Source organism: Streptomyces sp. NPDC020192, assembly GCF_044388685.1.
Lineage (GTDB): Bacteria > Actinomycetota > Actinomycetes > Streptomycetales > Streptomycetaceae > Streptomyces.
The window spans coordinates 170,520-189,928 of record NZ_JBIRXG010000018.1 but is presented as its reverse complement, the minus strand read 5'-3'; the positions used below and the strand labels follow the sequence as shown (position 1 = coordinate 189,928).

At 71.7% G+C, this 19,409-nt stretch carries 15 protein-coding genes; 8 read left to right on the top strand and 7 right to left on the bottom strand.

All coding sequences use genetic code 11. The annotated features are described in order from the left end of the window. Positions 1–29 precede the first annotated feature (29 nt). Positions 30–617, top strand: coding sequence for a TetR/AcrR family transcriptional regulator (locus ACH47Z_RS31040; RefSeq protein ID WP_399079533.1), 588 nt, complete (start codon positions 30–32; stop codon positions 615–617). Here ACH47Z_RS31040 and ACH47Z_RS31035 read toward each other — a convergent pair. The 4 genes from ACH47Z_RS31035 to ACH47Z_RS31020 are packed head-to-tail and all read right to left on the bottom strand — an operon-like array spanning position 608 to position 4,429. Further along, positions 608–1,066: a MaoC family dehydratase gene (locus ACH47Z_RS31035; protein ID WP_399079531.1), complete on the bottom strand. Its 459-nt coding sequence runs from the start codon at positions 1,064–1,066 to the stop codon at positions 608–610. The two genes, ACH47Z_RS31040 and ACH47Z_RS31035, sit on opposite strands and share 10 nt — an antisense overlap. Before the next feature lie 22 nt (positions 1,067–1,088). Further along, positions 1,089–2,618: a long-chain fatty acid--CoA ligase gene (locus ACH47Z_RS31030; RefSeq protein ID WP_399079529.1), complete on the bottom strand. Its 1,530-nt coding sequence runs from the start codon at positions 2,616–2,618 to the stop codon at positions 1,089–1,091. A gap of 10 nt (positions 2,619–2,628) precedes the next feature. Further along, positions 2,629–3,501 carry an amidohydrolase family protein gene (locus ACH47Z_RS31025; protein WP_399079580.1) on the bottom strand — a complete coding sequence of 291 codons (873 nt, stop codon included), beginning with the start codon at positions 3,499–3,501 and terminating at the stop codon, positions 2,629–2,631. Between the two features lie 16 nt (positions 3,502–3,517). After that, positions 3,518–4,429 (bottom strand): SDR family oxidoreductase, encoded by a 912-nt coding sequence (locus ACH47Z_RS31020; protein ID WP_399079527.1) that lies wholly within the window; start codon positions 4,427–4,429, stop codon positions 3,518–3,520. A gap of 141 nt (positions 4,430–4,570) precedes the next feature. On the opposite strand from ACH47Z_RS31020, the gene ACH47Z_RS31015 reads away from it, so the two are divergent. The 5 genes from ACH47Z_RS31015 to ACH47Z_RS30995 all read left to right on the top strand — a co-directional run bounded on the left by ACH47Z_RS31015 (position 4,571) and on the right by ACH47Z_RS30995 (position 12,327). Next, positions 4,571–5,026 carry a MarR family winged helix-turn-helix transcriptional regulator gene (locus tag ACH47Z_RS31015; protein WP_399079524.1) on the top strand — a complete coding sequence of 152 codons (456 nt, stop codon included), beginning with the start codon at positions 4,571–4,573 and terminating at the stop codon, positions 5,024–5,026. 162 nt (positions 5,027–5,188) lie between these two features. Continuing rightward, a complete protein-coding gene (locus tag ACH47Z_RS31010; RefSeq protein WP_399079522.1) occupies positions 5,189–6,178 on the top strand; it encodes a trypsin-like serine peptidase in 990 nt (329 codons plus the stop codon). Positions 6,179–6,285: 107 nt separating this feature from the next. Beyond that, positions 6,286–7,932, top strand: coding sequence for an APC family permease (locus ACH47Z_RS31005; RefSeq protein ID WP_399079520.1), 1,647 nt, complete (start codon positions 6,286–6,288; stop codon positions 7,930–7,932). A gap of 225 nt (positions 7,933–8,157) precedes the next feature. Further along, positions 8,158–11,055 (top strand): lectin, encoded by a 2,898-nt coding sequence (locus tag ACH47Z_RS31000; RefSeq protein WP_399079518.1) that lies wholly within the window; start codon positions 8,158–8,160, stop codon positions 11,053–11,055. Between the two features lie 102 nt (positions 11,056–11,157). Then, positions 11,158–12,327, top strand: a complete 1,170-nt coding sequence (locus ACH47Z_RS30995; protein WP_399079516.1) for a PP2C family protein-serine/threonine phosphatase — start codon at positions 11,158–11,160, stop codon at positions 12,325–12,327. 3 nt (positions 12,328–12,330) lie between these two features. Here the strand turns inward: ACH47Z_RS30995 and ACH47Z_RS30990 are convergent, their stop codons facing one another. Further along, entirely contained in the window at positions 12,331–13,119 is a 789-nt protein-coding gene (locus tag ACH47Z_RS30990) for a maleylpyruvate isomerase family mycothiol-dependent enzyme (protein ID WP_399079514.1), read from the bottom strand. Between the two features lie 101 nt (positions 13,120–13,220). After that, positions 13,221–15,683: a SpoIIE family protein phosphatase gene (locus ACH47Z_RS30985; protein ID WP_399079512.1), complete on the bottom strand. Its 2,463-nt coding sequence runs from the start codon at positions 15,681–15,683 to the stop codon at positions 13,221–13,223. A gap of 180 nt (positions 15,684–15,863) precedes the next feature. Between ACH47Z_RS30985 and ACH47Z_RS30980 the strand changes: the two genes are divergently transcribed. Further along, on the top strand, positions 15,864–17,783 hold the full coding sequence (locus tag ACH47Z_RS30980; protein WP_399079509.1) for a glycoside hydrolase family 5 protein: 1,920 nt from the start codon (positions 15,864–15,866) through the stop codon (positions 17,781–17,783). Positions 17,784–17,826: 43 nt separating this feature from the next. Here the strand turns inward: ACH47Z_RS30980 and ACH47Z_RS30975 are convergent, their stop codons facing one another. Further along, the gene (locus ACH47Z_RS30975) at positions 17,827–18,297 is read right to left on the bottom strand and encodes a dihydrofolate reductase family protein (protein WP_399079507.1); all 471 of its coding nucleotides are present in this window, start codon (positions 18,295–18,297) and stop codon (positions 17,827–17,829) included. Between the two features lie 345 nt (positions 18,298–18,642). On the opposite strand from ACH47Z_RS30975, the gene ACH47Z_RS30970 reads away from it, so the two are divergent. Continuing rightward, the gene (locus tag ACH47Z_RS30970) at positions 18,643–19,401 is read left to right on the top strand and encodes a GNAT family N-acetyltransferase (protein WP_399079505.1); all 759 of its coding nucleotides are present in this window, start codon (positions 18,643–18,645) and stop codon (positions 19,399–19,401) included. The last annotated feature ends 8 nt before the right edge of the window (positions 19,402–19,409 follow it).

Here is a 19,409-nt window from a genome sequence, read left to right as displayed (position 1 = left end):
CAAGCATGCCGAGGGAAGGGAGTGGCGCGGTGAACGACGGCGACAAGGGCGCGTCCCGGCGCAGGGACGCCCGGCGCAACAAGGAGACGCTGCTCGACGCGGCGGCGGAGGTGTTCGTGGCGTCGGGCGTGGAGGCGCCGGTGCGTGACATCGCGGCCAGGGCGGGCGTCGGACTGGGGACGATCTACCGCCACTTCCCGACGCGCGCGGATCTCATCATCGCCGTCTACCGGCACCAGGTGGAGAGCCTCGCCGCGGCCGGCCCGGACCTGCTGGCGAGCACGGCGAGCCCGCACGCCGCGCTCGCCCGCTGGATCGACCTCTTCGTGGACTTCCTGGTCACCAAGCACGGCCTCGCCGCCGTACTCCAGTCGGACAACGCGGGCTTCGAGGCGCTGCACACGTACTTCCTCGACCGGCTCGTACCTGTCTGCGGCGAGTTGCTCGACACCGCGGCCACGGCCGGCGAGATCCGCCCCGGACCGAAGGCCTATGAACTCATGCGCGGCGTCGGCAACCTCTGCATCGGCGCGGAGAGTGACCCCCGCTACGACCCCCGCCGCCTGGTCGCGCTCCTTGTCGCGGGCCTGCGCGGCGACGCGACGCGTCAGGCGTAGTGCCGGTACACGGCCTGCGCCACGCACACCGGCTTGGCGTTCCCCTCGGCCTCGACGGTGAAGGTCAGCAGCATCTGGACGCCGTTGCCCTTGATCTCCTCCACCGTGTCGACGACCCCGTGCAGCCGGATCTTCGCGCCGACCGGCACGGGACTGGGGAAGCGGACCTTCTCCAGGCCGTAGTTGACGCTCATCGAGATGCCGGTGATGTGCAGCAGATCGCTGAACAGCGGGATGATCAGGGAGAGGGTGAGATAGCCGTGGGCGATGGGGCCGCCGAAGGGGCCCTCCTTGGCCCGTTGCGGATCGGTGTGGATCCACTGGTGGTCGTCGGTGGCGTCGGCGAAGGTGTTGACGCGCTCCTGGGTGATCTCCAGCCAGTCGGTGCGGCCGAGGTCGCGGCCGGCGAGGGCGAGGAGCTCTTCGAGGCCGTTGGCTTCGAGGGACATGGGGGTTTCCGCCTTTCAGGGGCTAGGGGTGGGCGTAGGACGCGCGTACGGCGGCTTTGACGATCTTTCCCGAGGCCGTACGGGGCAGGCTGTCGGCGATGGTCACGGTCTGCGGGACCTTGTACTTGGCGAGCAGGGTCCGGGCGTGCGCGAGGATCTCGTCGGCGTCGGCGTCGGCGCGGGCCCCGGGCTCCAGGACGAGGACCGCGTGGCCGACCTCGCCCCAGACCTCGTGCGGTACGCCGATGACAGCGCACTCACGTACGGCGGGATGAGTCAGCAGGGCGGCCTCGACCTCGGCCGGGTACACGTTCTCGCCGCCCGAGACGAACATGTCCTTGACCCGGTCGACGATGTAGGCGTAGCCGTCCTCGTCGGTGCGCGCGACGTCACCGGTGCGCAGCCAGCCGTCGTCGGTGACCGCGGCCCTGGTGTCCTCGGGGCGGTGCCAGTAACCGGTCATGACGTTGGGCCCGCTGACGAGGATCTCGCCCCGCTCTCCTGGGCCCGCGTCCCGCCCGTCGGGGAGGACCACGCGCGTGTCGGTGAAGAAGTGCGGCACGCCCGCGGAGCCCGCCTTCGCCGAGGTCTGCTCGCGGTCCAGGAAGAGGACGCCGGGGGACGCCTCGGTCATCCCGTAGCCCTGACTGAAGGCCAGCCCGCGCGCCAGGTAGGTGTCGATGGTACGGGCGGGCACCGGCGCGCCGCCGCAGGTGAGGGTGCGCAGACTGGAGAGGTCCGTCGTCGCCCACCGGGGGCGCGCGGCCAGGGCGTCGTACATGGTGGGCACCCCGAACATGTACGTCACGCGCCGGCGCTCGATGATCTCCAGCACGCGCTCGGCGTCGAAGGCGGCGAGCAGGATCACGCGGCCGCCCTTGAGGAGGGTGGGCAGGCAGGTCATGTTGAGCGCGGCGGTGTGGAACAGCGGGGCGACGACCAGGGTGACCTCGTCGCTGGCGAAGTCGCTGTCGATGAGGACGTTGACGCTGTTCCACGTGATGTTGGCGTGAGTCAGGACGGCACCCTTGGGGCGGCCCGTGGTCCCGGAGGTGTACATGATCACGCAGGGGTCGTCCGGGGCGACGGCCTCGTCCAGCGGGCCGGTCGCGGCGCCCGCGAGCAGGTCGTCGTAGCCGAGGGAGTCCGCCCCGGCCGGGCCGAGGGTGATGCGGTGGCGCACTGCGGTGTCCGACGCCGCCGCCGTGGCCGTCCCGGTGTGCTCGGGGCTGTGCACCAGCACGGTGCTTCCCGAGTCGGCGAGGTTGTACGCCAGCTCCGCCGCCGCGAGCCGGGTGTTGAGGGGGACGAAAACCGCGCCGAGCACGCCGGCCGCGAACAGCGTCTCCAGGTAGGCGGGGTGGTTGGGGCCCAGGTAGGCGATGCGGTCGCCGCGTGCGACGCCCAGGGCGCGCAGGGCGTGGGCCAGGCGCAGGACCCGCTGGTGCAGGGCCCGGTAGGTGATCGCGTCGTCCTCGTGGACCACCGCGATCCGGTCCGGGGTCTTGCGGGCCCGGCGGGCGGGCCAGGAGCCGATGCCTTGGTTCAACACGGCGTCTCCCTCAGTCCTTGAGCAGGCCGAGCAGCCGGGCTGCGTTGTCCTTGAGGATCCTGGGCCTGACCTCGGGCTTGATGTCAAGGGCCGCGAAGTCGGCGAGCCAGCGGTCGGGGGTGATGACCGGGTAGTCGGAGCCGAAGAGCACCTTGTCCTTCAGCAGCGTGTTGGCGTAGCGCACCAGCTGCGGCGGGAAGTACTTCGGTGACCAGCCCGACAGGTCGATGTACACGTGCGGCTTGTGCGTGGCGACGGCCAGCGCCTCGTCCTGCCAGGGGAACGACGGGTGCGCGAGGATGATCCGCAGTTCGGGGAAGTCCACGGCCACGTCGTCGATGAGCATCGGGTCGGAGTACTTCAGCCGGATGCCGCCGCCACCGGGGAGGCCGGCGCCGATGCCGGTCTGGCCGGTGTGGAACAGGGCGGGTACGCCGAGTTCCTGGATGGCCTCGTACAGCGGATAGGCCATCCGGTCGTCGGGCGAGAAGCCCTGGAGGCTGGGGTGGAACTTGAAGCCGCGCACCCCGTACTCGGTCACCAGGCGGCAGGCCTCCCGTATGCCCGCCCGGCCCTTGTGCGGGTCGACACTGGCGAACGGGATGAGGACGTCGGCGTGGGCCGCGCAGCTGTCGGCGACCTCCTCGTTGGCGATGCGCGGATGGCCGGTGGCGTGCTCGGCGTCGACCGTGAACACCACGGCGGCCATCCGGCGTTCGCGGTAGTGGGCGGCCATCTCCTCGATGGTGGGCTGCCGGTGGCCGTGCGCCTTGAAGTACTCCGCGGAGGCGCCGAGGAGTTCGGGACTCAGCGAGGCGTGTCCGTCCTTCGACAGCTCGGCGTGGGTGTGGACGTCGATCGCGGTCAGTGCGCTGACGTCGATCACCTGGTCACCCATGTCACGCCTCCGGTGCCTGGGGAGCGGGGATGCCGTAGGTCTCGGGCTCGGCGCCCACGCCGCCGTGCCACTGCTCGGCGATGGCGTCGGCGCTCCAGCCGCCGTCGGCGAACGCGACGGCCTTCTCCTGCGGGTGCGCCCACAGGGCCAGCCGGTCGCCGCCGATGCCGATGGCCTGGCCGGTGATGTCCTTGGCGGCGTCCGAGGCGAGGAAGGTGATCAGGCCAGCGACGTCCTCCACGGTGCCGAGCCCCTCGTCCTTGCGCAGCCAGTCCGGCAGGGGTTCGCCGGTGCGCTCGGACTCCTCGATGAGCGGCGCGAAGACCGGGATGGTCTTGGTCATCTCGGTGGCCGCCACCGGCACGACGGCGTTGACGGTGATGCCGGCCCTGGCCAGCTCCAGGGCCCAGGTGCGCGCCATCGCGACGATGCCGGCCTTGGCCGCCGCGTAGTTGGTCTGGCCGAAGTTGCCGCGCTGGCCGGCCGGGGAGGAGATCAGCACGATACGGCCGCCGGTGCCCTGCTCGCGCATCCGCACGGCAGCGGCGCGGGCGCAGGTGAAGGTGCCGCGCAGATGCACCTTGACGACGGCGTCGAAGTCGTCGTCCGTCATCTTCCACAGCACCCGGTCGCGGAGGATGCCCGCGTTGGTGACCAGGATGTCGAGCCGCCCGAACTCCCGCACGGCGGTCTCCACGAGCCGCTCGGCCGCCTCGCTGTCCCCCACCGCGGCGACCGTGCCGACCGCGCTGCCGCCCGCGGCGGTGATGCCGTCGACGGCGGCGTCGACCGCGCCGGGGTCGACGTCGTTGACGACGACGGCGGCTCCGGCCGCGGCGAGCGCCCGGGCGTAGGCCAGACCGAGTCCACGACCGCTGCCGGTGACGACGGCGACCTTTCCGTGCAGATCCATGAGTGCGCCTCTTCCTGGGTTCTCACTGGGGCTGATCGACAGGAATCCTGTTGGTCGCGCCAGTGTTCTCTTCCGACAGGATTCCTGTCAATGGCTTAGGCTGACCGTGGCGGATCGGATCGACATCGGGGAAGGCACGACATGACGCGACCGGCGAAGTCCACAGCGATACGGGGTACGGAGGCGGGCACCTCGCTGCTCTATCTGCTCAAGCGCACCGAACTCGTCGTACGCGCACGCCTGGAGGAACTGCTGAAGCCGGCCGGTATCACGGCCCTGCAGTACACCGCCCTGACGGTGCTGGAACGGCACGACGGCATCTCCGCCGCCCAGCTGGCCAGGGACTCCTTCGTCACGGCCCAGTCCATGGCCGACATGGTCCGCGGCCTGGAGGCCCGCGACCTGATCCGCCGCGAGCCGAACCCCGCCAACCGCCGGGAGAAGGTCATCCTCCTCACCGCCACCGGCCGCCAACTCCTCACCGACTACACCGAACCGGCCCGCCACCTCGAGCAGCGCATGGTCCAGGACCTGGCCCCGGAGGAGATCACCCACTTCCGCAACGCCCTCAAGAGCGCACACCGATCGCTGTCCTGAGGGCGACACCCCCGCGTTTCGTACACCCGGGCGCCCGACGGAAGTTGACACCCCGTCGGCTGCCCGACACACACGCGGTCCGGATTCGGCCGGGGAGGCTGGGACTCCCGCTGCGGCGGGCTTATGGTGAGCCGTCACTTGCGGCCGCCCTGAGGGGAACTGATGTTGCTCGGGACCAGACTCGTCCGATACACCGCCGGCTGCGCGGCAGCCCTTCTGCTCGGTGCCGGACTCACCACGACGGCATCCGCCGACAGCACCACGGCCGACCCGAACCCGGTCGCCGAACAGCTCAACGCCTACTGGACGCCGGCCCGGATGGCCGCCGCCCTGCCGGCCGACGTACTCAAGGGCACCGAGAACGGTACGGCGGCGCCCGCCGTGTCCCCCGCGGTGGACGGGCCGCAGCCGGGCGAGTACATCCCGCCCAGCCGGAGCTTCGACGGCCTCCCGCAGACCGGCACCTTCTTCTGGACCGATGCCACCGGCACCGGCCGCACCTGCAGCGGCTCCGTCGTCCGCAGCCCCGGGCACGACCTGGTGCTGAGCGCCGGGCACTGCCTGAAGGGATACGCCGGCACCTCCCCCAAGCGGCACCTGGCCTTCGTCCCGCAGTACCACGACGCGCTCAAGCCGTTCGGGATCTTCCCGGTGCGGACCAACGGCGTCTACGTCTCCCAGGAGTACTACGACCTGGGCGAGCACGCCGGTGCCGAGTACGACTTCGCCTTCGCGGTGACCGAACCCAACGAGGACGGCACCCTGATCCAGGACGCGGTCGGCGGCGTACGTCTGCTCACCGGGACCGGTTACTACCACGCCCCAGTGCGGATGATCGGCTACCCGGCGGGCAAGGAAAGGCCGATCGAGTGCTGGAGCTGGACCACCAAGTGGGACAGCGACGACCCGGCCGAGCCGGGCGCGTTCCCGCGCATCGCCTGCGACGCCTTCGTGGGCGGCACCAGCGGCGGCCCCATGCTGCTGCCCTGGCCGGGCGGCTGGGCCGTCATCGGAGTCATCGGCGGCTACCACACGGGCGGCAACACCCCCCAGGTCTCCTACAGCGCCTACTTCGGGGCCGCCACCCAGGCCCTGTACCGCGCGGCGGTCAGCGGCGCCCCACCGGCCGGCCCACATCTCAGCGCCGGTTGACAGACGGGCCCGGACCGCCGGGAACCGGTGCCGTACCGCGACCGCCATGGACCCGTCAGCGTGGCACGATGGTGGTGAACATCACCCTAATGGGGAGGGTGTGCGCCATGGCCGTGTCAGAGGCGACGCCAGGTCCGACGACCCACAAGCCCGGACTGAGGCGCGAGATCGGGTTCATCGGGCTGATCTGGGCCTCGGAGGGCTCGATCATCGGATCCGGCTGGCTGTTCGGCGCACAGGGGGCGCTCGCGGCGGCCGGACCGGCGGCGATCATCTCCTGGGCCATCGGTGGCGTCGCCATTCTCATCCTGGCGCTGGTCCACGCCGAGCTCGGCGGCATGTACCCGGTGGCGGGCGGCACCGCCCGCTTCCCGCACTACGCCTTCGGCGGCGCCGCCGGGGCCTCCTTCGGCTGGTTCTCCTGGCTGCAGGCGGCCACGGTGGCGCCCATCGAGGTGCTGGCGATGATCACGTACGGCCAGCACTACTCCTGGGCGAACGGCTGGGAGAAGGTCAGGAGCGGCGAACATGTCCTGACCCCGCCCGGCATCGCCGTCGCGATCGGGCTGATGGCCGTCATCACCGCCGTCAACTTCCTCAGCATCCGGCTGCTGGCCCGCACCAACAGCGCCGCGACCTGGTGGAAGGTCGGCATCCCGCTGCTGACCATCTTCGTGTTCGCCATCGCCCAGTTCCACACCGCCAACTTTACCGCGGCCGACGGCTTCAACCCCTACGGCGCGAAGGGCATCCTGTCCGCCGTCTCCACCAGCGGCATCATCTTCGCGCTGCTGGGCTTCGAGCAGGCCGACCAGCTCGCCGGCGAGAGCGCCAACCCCAAGCGGGACATTCCGCGGGCGGTGATCGGGTCGATCGTGATCGGCATCCTGATCTACATCCTGCTGCAGGTCGTGTTCCTCGCCGCGCTGCCCGCCTCGCAGATCGGCAGCCACTGGGCCACCTCCGCGTTCACCGCCCTGAGCGGCCCCTTCGCCCAGGTCGCCACGCTCATCAGCCTCGCCTGGCTGGCCACGATCCTGTATCTGGACGCCGTGGTCTCCCCCGGGGGCACCGGCCTGATCTACATCACCGCCTCCTCCCGGGTCTCGTTCGGCCTGAGCCGCAACGGCTATGTGCCCACCGCGTTCGAGCGCACCAACTCGCGCGGTGTCCCCTGGGTCGGCCTGATCACCGCGTTCGTGATCGGCTGCGTCTGCTTCCTGCCGTTCCCCAGCTGGCGCTCCCTCGTCGGGCTGATCACCAGCGCGAGCGTGCTGATGTACGCCGCCGCGCCGCTGTCCTTCGGGGTGTTCCGCAACCGGCTGCCCGACGCCCACCGGCCCTACCGGCTGCCCGGCGGCAGCTGGATGTCGCCGCTCGCCTTCATCGTCGCCAACCTGCTGATCCTGTGGTCGGGGTGGACCACCGACTGGAAGCTGGGCGTCGCCATCCTCCTCGGCTACGTCATCCTGGTCGCCAACCGCGTCTTCAAGATGAACCCGATCACGCCCCAGCTCGACCTGCGGGCCGCCCAGTGGCTGCCCGTCTATCTGGTCGGCATGGGCCTCATCGTCTACCTCAGCGACTTCGGGCCGCTCAAGCACCCCTGGTTCCCGCTGTGGTGGGACATCGGCGTCACCGCCGTCTTCAGCCTCGCCATCTACTACTGGGCGATGGCGGTGGCCCTGCCGACCGAGCAGATCCAGTCGATGATCGACAAGGTCGTGGTCCCGGAGGAAGAGGAGATCCTCTGACCGGCCTCCCCAGCAAGGACCGGCGCGTCGACGCGCCGGTCCTTTGTGCTGATGTGACATGACCTCAGGCCGGTTCTGACCCCTTTCGACGGCCGTCCGGCTGGTTCTTCACCGCGCGTCCTTGACAGCAGGGGCGGAAGGGACCAGCTTTCGGGACAACGTTGTCGAAGGGACACGGTCACGATGACACGATCCACACGACTCAGAAGTCACGGCAGAACTCGCTTGTTCCTGGCCCGAGTTCTGCCCCCCTTCCGACTCCCGTCCGTCCTGGCCGCCGGCGCCCTGGTGGTGGGCGTCGCCGCCGCCCCGGCCCACGCCGCGGCGGGCGCGGCCAGGCTGGTCACCGACCCCGCCTCCCTCGTGAACCCCTTCATCGGGACCTCGCACGCCGCGGACGACTTCCCCGGCGCCGACACCCCGTTCGGGATGGTCCAGTGGAGCCCCGACACCCCGCACAAGCCGGACGGTGGCGGCTACGAGTACAGCGACTCCTCCATCACCGGATTCAGCCTCACCCATATCGCCGGACCGGGCTGCCGGGCCGCCGGTGACATCCCCGTACTGCCGACCGTCGGCGCGGTGGACACACGCGCCACGGACAGCTTCTCGCACACGAACGAGTCCGCCGCACCGGGCTCGTACACGGTGTCGCTGGACAACGGCGTCAAGACCGAGCTGACCGCGACGCCCCGCAGCGGCATGGCCCGCTTCACCTTCCCGGCCACCAGCCGGGCGAACCTCCTGCTCAAGCTGACGAACAGCCAGAACGGCGACACCGACGCCGAGTTCCACGTGGTCAACAGCAAGGAAGTGAGCGGCCACGTCACCAGCGGCAACTTCTGCGGCGAGGGCAACGCCTACACCGTCTACTTCGACATGGTGTTCGACCAGCCGTTCCGGCAGAGCGGTACCGCGCCGGCCGCCGCCACGCACACCACACCCCGGATCAACGCCTCGCCCAGCACCCCCGAGGCGCCGAACAAGCCCGTGCTGCACGGCGTCGTACCCGGAGCGGCCCACCCCTTCGCCACCAGGGCGTCCGGCACCGACGGCTACGTCACCTTCGACACCACCACCCACCGCACCGTTCAGGCCAAGGTCGGCATCTCCTACGTGTCGGCCGCCGGGGCGGTGGGCAACCGTGCGGCGGAGAACCGCGGCTGGGACTTCGCCACGGTGCGCGCGGCGGCGTACGACTCCTGGAAGTCGCTCCTCGGCCGGGTGCGGATCGCGGGCGGGACGGCGCAGCAGCAGACCGTCTTCTACACGGCGCTCTACCACGCGCTGCTGCATCCGAACGTCATCAGTGACACGAACGGCCGCTATCCCGGTTTCGACGGCAAGCCACACACCGTCGACAAGGGACACCACGCCGTCTACGCCAACTACTCCGGCTGGGACGTCTACCGCTCCCAGGCCCAGCTCGAAGCCCTGCTCGCCCCGGCCGTCGCCTCCGACACCGCGCAGTCGATGGTGGACGACTACCGACAGACCGGGCTGTTCCCCAAGTGGTCGGAGAACAACGGCGAGAGCTACGTCATGGTCGGCGACCCCGCGGACGAGATCATCGCCGACTACTACGCCTTCGGGGCCCGGAACTTCGACACCGCCGCCGCCCTCAAGGGTCTGGTCACCGAGGCCACCACCACCAACAACAACCGGCCCGGCCTCAACTACCTCGAGCAGATCGGCCGGTTGCCCAGCAATGGCAAGTACGCCTGCTGCAACTTCTACGGCGCGGCCTCCACCACACTCGAGTACAACTCGGCGGACTTCGCCCTGTCCGCGCTCGCCGGTGCCCTCGGCCACACCGCCGACCAGCGCCGGTTCGCGGACCGGGCCCAGGACTGGCAGAACCTGTTCGACTACGGCAGCGGTTTCGTCCAGCCGCGTGACGCCTCGGGCAGCTGGACCTCGGGCTTCTCGCCGACCTCGGGCAAGAACTTCGTCGAGGGCGACTCCTGGCAGTATACGCCGATGGTGCCGTTCAACGTGCACGGGCTGGCCACCGCCATGGGCGGCGACGCGGCCCTGGCGAAGTTCCTGGACACGGACCTGTCGTCGCTGACCGGCGCGGGCGGCTACACCAACCTGGGCAACGAGCCGAGCCTCAACATCCCCTGGGAGTACGACTACATCGGCCGGCCGTACCGGACGCAAGCGGTCGTGCGGCAGGTCCAGGACCAGATCTGGACCGACAGCCCCGCGGGCCTGGCCGGCAACGACGACCTGGGCGAGATGAGCTCGTGGTACGTGTGGTCCGCCCTCGGCATGTACCCGGAGACCCCGGGCACCGCCGATCTGGCGCTGGGCAGCCCGCTGTTCACCCAGGCCGTGATCACCCTGCCGTCCGGCCACACCCTCACGGTCAACGGCGACGGCGCCGCCGACGACGCTCCGTACGTGCAGTCGGCCACCTGGAACGGCACGGCGTGGAACAAGGCGCACGCACCCGACGGCGCCCTCACCGGCGGCGGCACCCTCACCTACGTCCTCGGCGCCTCCGCCGACACCTCCTGGGCGTCGGACGCATCCGCGGCCCCGCGCTCCTACCCGGGCTCGCCCGGCTACACCGACGTCGGCACGTCCGGTGACACCGCCGCCGCCTCGGCGAACTTCGACGGCGCGGGCTACAGCTACTCCGCGCGCGCCCTGGCCGCCCAGGGAGTCACTCCGGGAGGCAAGGTCACCGTGGGCGGCGTCTCGTTCACCTGGCCGAAGGTGGCGTCCGGCGCGGCGGACAACTACGTGGCGAACGGGCAGACGGTTCAGGTGTCCGGGTCCGGCGGCATCTCGTTCCTGGGGGCCGCCAACAACGGCCCGTCCTCCGGCACCGCGACCGTCACCTACACCGACGGCACGACCCAGTCGGTCCCGCTCGCCTTCTCCGACTGGACGCTCGGCGGGGGCAGCGCCTCGCCGCTCGCGGACAACACCGTCGCGGTGACCATGTCGTACCGCAACCAGACCGGTACCTCGTCCGACGGCACCACGACGTACGTGTTCGCCACCAAGCCGGTGGCGCTGGCCCCGGGCAAGACGGTCAGCGGCGTGCGTCTGCCGTCGGACGTGGGCAGCGGAGGTCTGCACGTCTTCGCGATCGGCTTCGGCACCGGCTGACCCGTCGTTCGGAACATGCCGCCCGGTGGAGCAATGACCGGGATTCCTGGGCACGACCCGTCAGGCTGGACGGCTGTCGAGGTCGTGTGACAGGAGTCCCGGGTGCGAAGACCACGTAGGCCGAACCGCGAGCTGGACGCCGACTCGCGAACCCGGCTGCCGGCGCCCCCGTTGTGGCTGCGCCTGCTGCCCGTCCTGTACGTCGCGGTTTTACTGGCTGTGGAGCCCCTCACCCCGGTGCAGTGGCCGGTGAGCTTCGCGCTGGTCGCGGTGCCCCTGGTGGCGGCCTTCGCCTACGGTCCCCTCGGCGTCGCCGCGGCCGCGGTGTTCGCCGTGATCTTCGAGGGCGTCCTGGCCGGCACCCCGTGCTGCGCGGGCCGGTCCGTCGGCTATCTGCTGGACCGGCACTACGTCGCCTCCTACGTCTGTACGGCCATGGTGGGCGCCCTCGGCACGATCCTGGCCGCCCACCGGATCCGGCGTGAGCGCACGCTGGCCGACGTGCGGTTCGTGGCCGAGATCGCGCAGCGCGTCCTGCTGCGGCCGGTGCCGCACCGGATCGGCCATCTGCTGCTGGAGAGCCTGTATCTCTCGGCTGCCGCGGAGGCACGGATCGGCGGTGACCTCTTCGAGGCCGTCCCCACCACCTACGGGGTCCGGCTGCTCATCGGCGATGTGCGCGGCAAGGGACTGCTCGCGGTGGAGACGGCCGCCGCCCTGCTCGGCGCGTTCCGCGAGGCGGCGTACGAGGAGCCCGATCTGGCCACACTCACCGTCCGGATGGAGACGAGCATGGCCCGCAGGGCGGTGCGGCTGGGCGGAGACGAGACGGCCGAGCGGTTCATCACCGCGGTGTTCGCCGAGATCCCGGCCGACGGCGGGGTCGTCCGGGTCGTCAACTGCGGCCATCCGCCGCCGCTGTGTCTGCGTGCCGGTGAGGTCAGCGAACTCGACAGCGGGCGGTCGGCGCCGCCGCTGAACCTCGGCATGCTGGTCCAGGACCCGTACCACGTCGACGTCTACCCGTTCGGGCCCGGCGATCAGCTGCTGCTGTACACGGACGGCGTCACGGAGACCCGGGACGCGTCCGGTACCTTCTACCCCCTCCCCGAGCGGATCCGTTCCTGGGGCCCGCTCCCGCCCAGGGAGTTGCTCGCCCGCCTCCACGACGACCTGCTGGCCTACAGCCACTCCGGTCTGCAGGACGACACCGCGGCGCTCGCGGTGTGCCAGCTGCCCGGCGGGCCGTCCACGCCGACGCCGCCGGAGTGAGGGTCAGAAGCGGGTGTGGGCGAACCAGTTGTCGAGGACCGCGGTCGGTCCCGAGACCTCGTAGGCCGACTCCTGGTACGACCGCCGCCCGTACAGGAGCAGCAGCAGATCCTCGGCCCGCCCGCGCACGGCCGCCGTGGCCTCGTCGGCTGCGTGCGGCACCAGGCGGAAGCCGTCCGGGTCGAGGCGCACCCGCCACTCCTCGCCGGTGTCCGCGCTCGCGAACGCGAGGGTCTCCCCGTCGCCGCGCAGCTCGGTGACACCGGGGGCGAAGAGACCCGCGTAGGGCAGGTTGACGAGGAACTCGTCGACGCCGTCCGCCGCGAGGACGGGGTCGATGTCCGCCGCCGCCAGGCCGACGGCGTGCTCCGCGTCGATCCGGTGCACGAGCGTCTCGAAGAGCATCCGGCGGGCCCAGAACCTGGCGTGCTGGTCCTCGCCCCAGGCCCACATCGGCGCCTCGGGGTCCGTCTCCCGCAGCACGGCCGCGACGGCGGGCTCGCCGGCCGCCACCCAGTCGGGCTGGTCGCGCTCGTCCTCCGGCAGCCCCAGCTCCACCTCACGGCTGCGCGGCGGCTCCTGCACCAGCCGGGTCAGCAGCGCGCCGAACCAGCGCTGCAGCGCGCCCACGTGCCGGGTGAGGTCGGCGAGCGTCCAGCCGGGGCAGGCGGGCACGGCGCCTGCGGGGTCGGCGCCCTTGACCGCCTCGGCGTAGCGCAGGGTCTCGCGGGCGATGGCCTCACGATAGGTGTCGTACGGCAGGGGGTGTCCCTGCCCGCTGGTCGCTGCCATGGGCTGCCGTCGTCCTGTTCTGTCCTCGGTACGGATGTCGCGTCGGCGTCAGTCTGGCCGCTGGAGTCCACTCGAAGCCAACTCAGGACTCACCTCCCGGCTCAGGGAATGTCCTGCTCGGACCAGATGACCTTTCCCTGGTCCGTGTACCGGGCGCCCCAGCGCAGGGCGAGCTGGGCGACCAGGAAGAGCCCGCGGCCGCCCTCGTCGGTGCTGCGGGCGTGCCGCAGCCTCGGCGCGGTGCTGGTGGCGTCGGAGACCTCGCAGGTCAGGTGGGCGTCGCGGAGGAGTCGTAGCCGGATGGGCGGTGCGGCGTAGCGGATGGCGTTGGTGACGAGTTCGCTCACGACGAGTTCCGTCGTCAGGGCCAGCTCCTCCAGGCCCCAGTCCCGTACCTGGCGGGTGGCCAGGGCGCGCAGTTCGCCGACGGCGGCCGGGTCGGGGGGTACGTCCCAGGAGACGACCTGGTCGGCGCCGAGGGCGTGGGTGCGGGTGAGCAGGAGGGCGATGTCGTCGGGCTGGGGCGCGGGCACGAGCTGCCGTACGGCGGACGTGCACAGCGCGGCCAGGTCGTCGTCGGTGCGGGCGAGGACCTCGCCGAGCCGGGCCATGCCGCGCTCCATGTCGTGGTCGGGGCCCTCGACGAGGCCGTCGGTGTAGAGGCCGAGGAGGCTGTTCTCGGCCAGTTCGATCTCGGTGGCCTCGAACGACATGCCGCCCAGTCCGAGCGGGGGTCCGGCGGGGATCTCCGGGAAGTAGGCGTGTCCGTCCGGTGCGACGACGACGGGCGGGGGGTGTCCGGCCCGGGCCATGGCGCACCGCCGGGTGACCGGGTCGTAGACGGCGTAGAGGCAGGTGGCGCCGATGAAGCCGGCCGTGGCGCGGGCGGCCGTACCGGCGGCGGTCTCCGCGTCGCTCAGCCGGAGCACGAGGTCGTCGAGGTGGGCGAGCAGCTCGTCGGGGGGCATCTCCATCTCGGCGAGGGTCTGGACCGCCGTACGCAGCCGGCCCATGCTGGCCGCCGCGGGGATGCCGTGGCCCACGACGTCGCCGACGACGAGGCCGACGCGCGCGCCGGACAGCGGGATCACGTCGAACCAGTCGCCGCCGACGCCGCCGCTCGGGTCCGCCGGGAGGTAGGAGGAGGCCACCTCCAGCGCGGTGCCACCGATCAGGGCCGGGGGCAGCAGGCTGCGCTGCAGGGTGACGGCCGCCGCGTGCTCCCGGGCGTAGCGGCGGGCGTTGTCGACGCAGACGGCCGCCCGTGCCACCAGTTCGCGGGCGACCAGGACGTCGTCGGGTCCGAAGGAGACCGGGTTGAGGGAGCGGACGAAGGTGGTGAGGCCGAGGACGGTGTTGCGGGCCCGCATCGGCGCGGCGATCAGCGTATGTGCGCCGTACTCCCGGATCTTCTCGGCCCGCAGGGGCTCCCGGACGGTCCACAGCTCGTCGGAGGGGTCGAGGACCGGGATGAGCAGGGGCTCGCCGTCGATCAGCAGGTTCGCGTCGTGGGGCGGCGGGACGAAGTCGACCGTGTCGCCGATCTGGGCGACGGCCTCGGGAGCCCCTTCGCGCACGGAGCGCATCGCGGCCCGGCACATCACCGGCCGGGCGGGCACGGGCCCGGCGTCGGGCAGCCAGGCTCCGTGGCCCTCGGTGCTGAGCACGGGTTCCAGCAGGTCGACGACGACGAAGTCGGCGAAGCGGGGGACGGCGAAGTCGGCGAGTTCCTGCGCGGTCGCCACCACGTCGAGCGTCCGGCCGATGGCGGTGCCGGCCTCGTTGACCAGGGTCAGCAGCTGCCGGGCGTGCCAGCGCTCGGTGACGTCCTGGACCATGTAGCAGACGCCGGTGATGGTGCCGTCGGCGTCGACGAGCGGGAAGAACGAGGTCGACCAGGCGTGCCGGCGGTGCGGGTCGGCCCAGCTCCACCCCTCGTACTCGTACTCGGTCACCGGCAGCCCCGTCGCGAACACCTTGCGCATCAGCCCCTCCAGGGCCTCTGCCTGCAGGCCCGGCAGCAGCTCGCTCAGGCGCCGTCCCAGCCTGTCCTCACGAGGCACCCCGCCGAAGTGCTCCAGGGTGTCGTTGAGCCATACGTATCGCAGCTCCCGGTCCATGACCGCCATGCCCACCGGCGAGCGGGTCAGGAACCCGTCGAGGACGGACTGGCCCATGGTCCACTGCCGGTTCCGCCGGCGCGCCGACACCAGAAAGCACTCGTCGTCGCCGAAGTGGAAGGAGGCGGAGACCCGCAGTTCGACGTCGAGGGCGGAGCCGTCCCGGTGGCGCAGGGTGACGCGCCCGCTCCAGCCGTTTCCGCCGCGGCACCGCTCCACGATGCCGGCCAGCCGGGCGGGGTCCTCGGGCATGACGAGGAGGCGCCCGGCGAAGCCGCCGACGACCTCCTGTTCCGGGTAGCCGAGTAGTGCCGTGGCGCCACGGGTCCAGCCGGTCACGACCCCGTGTGCCGAGATCACCGCGGCCGCGTCGGTGGACGCGTCGAGGGGATCACCCGGCCCCACGGACGCGGAGGCGGCGCTGCCCTTACGCGCTGATTCCATCAGTTTCACCCATACACCACTATGGTCCCCTTTGTCCGACAGTGTGCAGGCAAACAGTGGGTGAAGGCGGGAGGGGCCCTTCCCTGTGCGTCCCCCGTGCTGGACACTCGCCCACCGGACCGCCGTCCTCACCCCGGTCGCACAGCCCTCCGCCACCCCCTACGACCCAAGGGCTCCCCGATGCCGATCACACCCGCCGCCCTCAGGACGGCCGTCGCCGCCGCAGGCCTCCTGCTCGCCGCCGCCCCGGCCGTCGCGGCCGCGCCCTCCACAACAGCCGGTGTCAGCAGGCCGGTTGAGACCGCCGACACGCCCTCCTGGTCCGCTCCCCTGTCGACGCGGGGCCGTTGGATCGTCGACAGCCGGGGCAACCGCTTCCGGATCAAGGCCGCCAACTGGGACGGCGCGCAGGGATCCTGGCTGGGCAGCGGCAGCGTCACCGACCCCGCGAACCACCACGCCGGCCAGGACTCGCACGGCATCCCGCTCGGCCTGGACCGCGTCCCACTGGACCAACTGCTCACGGATTTCCACCAGTTGGATATCAACACCATTCGGCTGCCGTTCTCGAACGAGATGATCCACAGCACCACCCCCGTCCCCGACGCCGCGGTCGCCGCCAATCCCCGGCTGCGCGGCAGGACTCCGCTGCAGGTCTACGACGCAGTCGTCGACGCGCTCAGCGACAGCGGGTTCGCGGTGATCCTCAACAACCACACCAACACCTCCCGCTGGTGCTGCGGCCTCGACGGCAACGAGCGCTGGAACAGCTCGCAGTCGACACGCGCGTGGGCCGACGACTGGGTCTTCATGGCCCGCCGCTACGCCGGTGTCCCGCGTGTCGTGGGCGCCGACCTCTACAACGAGGTCCGCCGCGACCTGCTGGACAACCCCAACTGGGGCACGGGCGACGACCACGACTGGTACGCCGCCGCACGGCTCGCCGCCGACCGCATCCTCACCGAGGCCGATCCGCGGCTCCTCATCGTCATCGAGGGCATCAACTGGACCGGCGTCCCGGCGGACGGCCTCCCCCACGGCCGGCCCGTGCTCACCCCCGCCCGCACCCTGTCCCACACCCTCGTCGACACCCACAAGCTGGTCTATTCCGCGCACTTCTACGGCTACACCGGCCCGCACCACAGCGGCGCGACCGGCATCGGCGAGACCCATGACCCCCGCTACCAGGACCTCGGCCGGGACGATCTGTACGCGGCCCTGACGGACGAGGCGTTCTTCGCCGAGGAGAACGGCCGGCACTACACCGCACCGGTCTGGGTCAGCGAGTTCGGCATCGGCGCCGACGAGACGAACCCGGCCGCCCGCACCTGGTTCACGAACATCACCGACTACTTCGCCGACCACGACACCGACTTCGCCTTCTGGCCCCTGGTCGGCCACGCGGGCCACGACGACTGGGCGCTGCTGCGCTACGACGCGGCAGGCCACCGCTCCGGCATCCTCGACCCGGGCGACTGGCGCGCGGCGGCATGGCGGCACCTGATGACCGCGCCGAGCGACACGGGTGCGGTGGCGCCCGTCCCCGTGTGGCGGATGCTCGCCGTCGACCACGGGGACGCGGTGGAGTCCCTGCGCGTACGGGCCACGGGCGACTGGGACTCCGGGGCGTACAAGGCCGCGTGCCCCGACGGGCTGCGGCTCATCGGGCTCGGCCACACCAGCGGGCGCGGGCTGTGCACCGACTCCACCGGTGGCGGCCCGGCCGACCTGCGCACGTCCGACGCCGGCCAGACGGTGGTCACCGACGAGCGGTACGTTCCCGCAGGCGGCGACTGGGCGTCCGGATACACCAAGGTGCAGTGCCCGGCCGGGAGTTTCCTCATCGGATACAGCGTGCGCGGGGAGCGGGTGTCGGCGGCCCTGTGCGTACCCGCGCGCGGCCCGCTGGCGGGGGCCGGCCGCACGGTGTGGTTCGACCGGTCCGACAACCGGTCGGCGGACGCCTCCGGAGGCGACTTCGCGTACGGCGACTACAAGGGCCAGTGCGCCGACGACGAGTACGCCGCCGGGATCGCCTTCACCACCCGGTTCGGCAGCCGCCCCGGGCCCGACGCCCTCCTGTGCCGCCGGCTCTCCTGAGGACGGCCGGGACCGTCCGGCCGCCGGGCACGTCGTCCTTCGCTCAGCGCTGGCTCGCGGGAGCGTCCGGCAGCGGCGGGCGGCTGCCCTCGCAGGCGTAGACGATCTCCACCGCGCCGCCGGGCAGGGCGCGCCGGCGCTCGCAGGTGAGCCCGATCGTCGGGCTCAGCGTGGCCGTCAGCCGCATCCCGTCACCGAACAGCAGCGGTACGACGACCACCTCCAGCGTGTCGAGCGCGCCGAGGGCGTGGAAGGCCTGGATCGTGCGCGGCCCCCCGACGAGGTGGACATCGCCGCCCCGGTTGGCGGCGCGGAGCTTCTCCAGCAGCCGGGCCGGGTCGCTGTCGGTGACGACGTGGTCCGGGGTGCCGGCCGGTGGGAGCCGAGCACGAACACCTGGAGGGCCGGCCAGGGCCAGCGGTCGTTGTGCAGGGCGGACTCGAAGGTCGTACGGCCCATCTTCATGTCGTCCCTCTCCTGGGGCGGTGGGGCCGAGGCGGTGGCGCGCCTCCATCCCAGCGTCGAACGGCCCGCACGCCCTTCGACACGCCGCCGGAGGAAATGTCGGGAATCCCACCGGGTGATGTGGTGTCCGTCATGCGTGACGCCCCTTCTGCGGGCGGCAGTTGACGCATACGATGAGCGAGATCCACAGCACACGCCCCTCCTCATCATGTAAGGACTGAGGTCCATGGTTCCGGCGTCCCGCAGCGGCCGCCGTCGGTACTGAACCGCCCATCCAGCGGCGGCGTTCTCAGTACTCTTCGCGTTTCCTCACGGCGGCCCGACGACCCCTCGTATGCCCGGCCACGGCCGGCTCTCACCTGCCCGTGGCCGCCTTCACCGTGAGGTTTTCATCGTGCGCACCGATGTCCAGAGCTTTTCCGTCGCCCACCTCCTGCGCCGCCCGGCGGCCCGCGAAGTCGGCGGCTTCGTCGCGGGGTTCGACCCCGCCACGACCAGTCCGTACGTCAACTACGCCACCCCCTTCCCCGGCGCCGCACCCACGGACCGGGACGTCGCCGACCTGATCGCCGCGTTCCGCGAGCGCGGGCTCACGCCCCGGCTGGAGTTCGCCCCGGACGCCGCACCCGCCGTGGAACCCGTGCTGCGCCGGGCCGGATTCCGCACGGAGGAGGTGCACGAGTACCTGGTCTGTACGCCCGCCACGCTGGCCGAACCCGGCCTCGGTGCCGGATCGTTCGAGGTCGAGAGCCCGGCCACGGACGCGGACTACACCGCGCTCGACGCCGCGCTGTCCGCGGCCTTCGGCGGTGAGTTCCCGCCGTCGCCGGAGGGCGCGGCGCGGTTGCGGCGCACCGAGGAGGGCGGCGGCGCCGTCCGGTTCGTCCGTGCTCCGGGCGGCGGTGCCGCCGGCGGGGCCCTGTGCTCGGCGCCCGCCGAGGGCACCGCGGAGCTGGCGGGTGTCGGCACCGTGCCCGCGTACCGGGGCCGCGGCATCGCCGCCGCGGTCACCCACACCCTGGCCGCGACCCTGCTCGGCCGCGGCGCGCGGTCCGTGTGGCTGGAGTACTCGGGCGAGGGCTCGCGCCGCGTGTACGAGCGGGTCGGCTTCCGGCCGGGCGGCACCCGGCTGTACGTCTCGCTGGACGCCTGACCCCGACG

Coding starts and splice junctions, on each gene's coding strand:
- ACH47Z_RS31035 (WP_399079531.1), bottom strand. CDS start 1,066: ATGTCCCTCGAAGCCAACGGCCTCGAAGAGCTCCTCGCCCTCGCCGGC.
- ACH47Z_RS31020 (WP_399079527.1), bottom strand. CDS start 4,429: ATGGATCTGCACGGAAAGGTCGCCGTCGTCACCGGCAGCGGTCGTGGA.
- ACH47Z_RS31015 (WP_399079524.1), top strand. CDS start 4,571: ATGACGCGACCGGCGAAGTCCACAGCGATACGGGGTACGGAGGCGGGC.
- ACH47Z_RS31010 (WP_399079522.1), top strand. CDS start 5,189: ATGTTGCTCGGGACCAGACTCGTCCGATACACCGCCGGCTGCGCGGCA.
- ACH47Z_RS31005 (WP_399079520.1), top strand. CDS start 6,286: ATGGCCGTGTCAGAGGCGACGCCAGGTCCGACGACCCACAAGCCCGGA.
- ACH47Z_RS30990 (WP_399079514.1), bottom strand. CDS start 13,119: ATGGCAGCGACCAGCGGGCAGGGACACCCCCTGCCGTACGACACCTAT.
- ACH47Z_RS30985 (WP_399079512.1), bottom strand. CDS start 15,683: ATGGAATCAGCGCGTAAGGGCAGCGCCGCCTCCGCGTCCGTGGGGCCG.
- ACH47Z_RS30980 (WP_399079509.1), top strand. CDS start 15,864: ATGCCGATCACACCCGCCGCCCTCAGGACGGCCGTCGCCGCCGCAGGC.
- ACH47Z_RS30975 (WP_399079507.1), bottom strand. CDS start 18,297: ATGGAGGCGCGCCACCGCCTCGGCCCCACCGCCCCAGGAGAGGGACGA.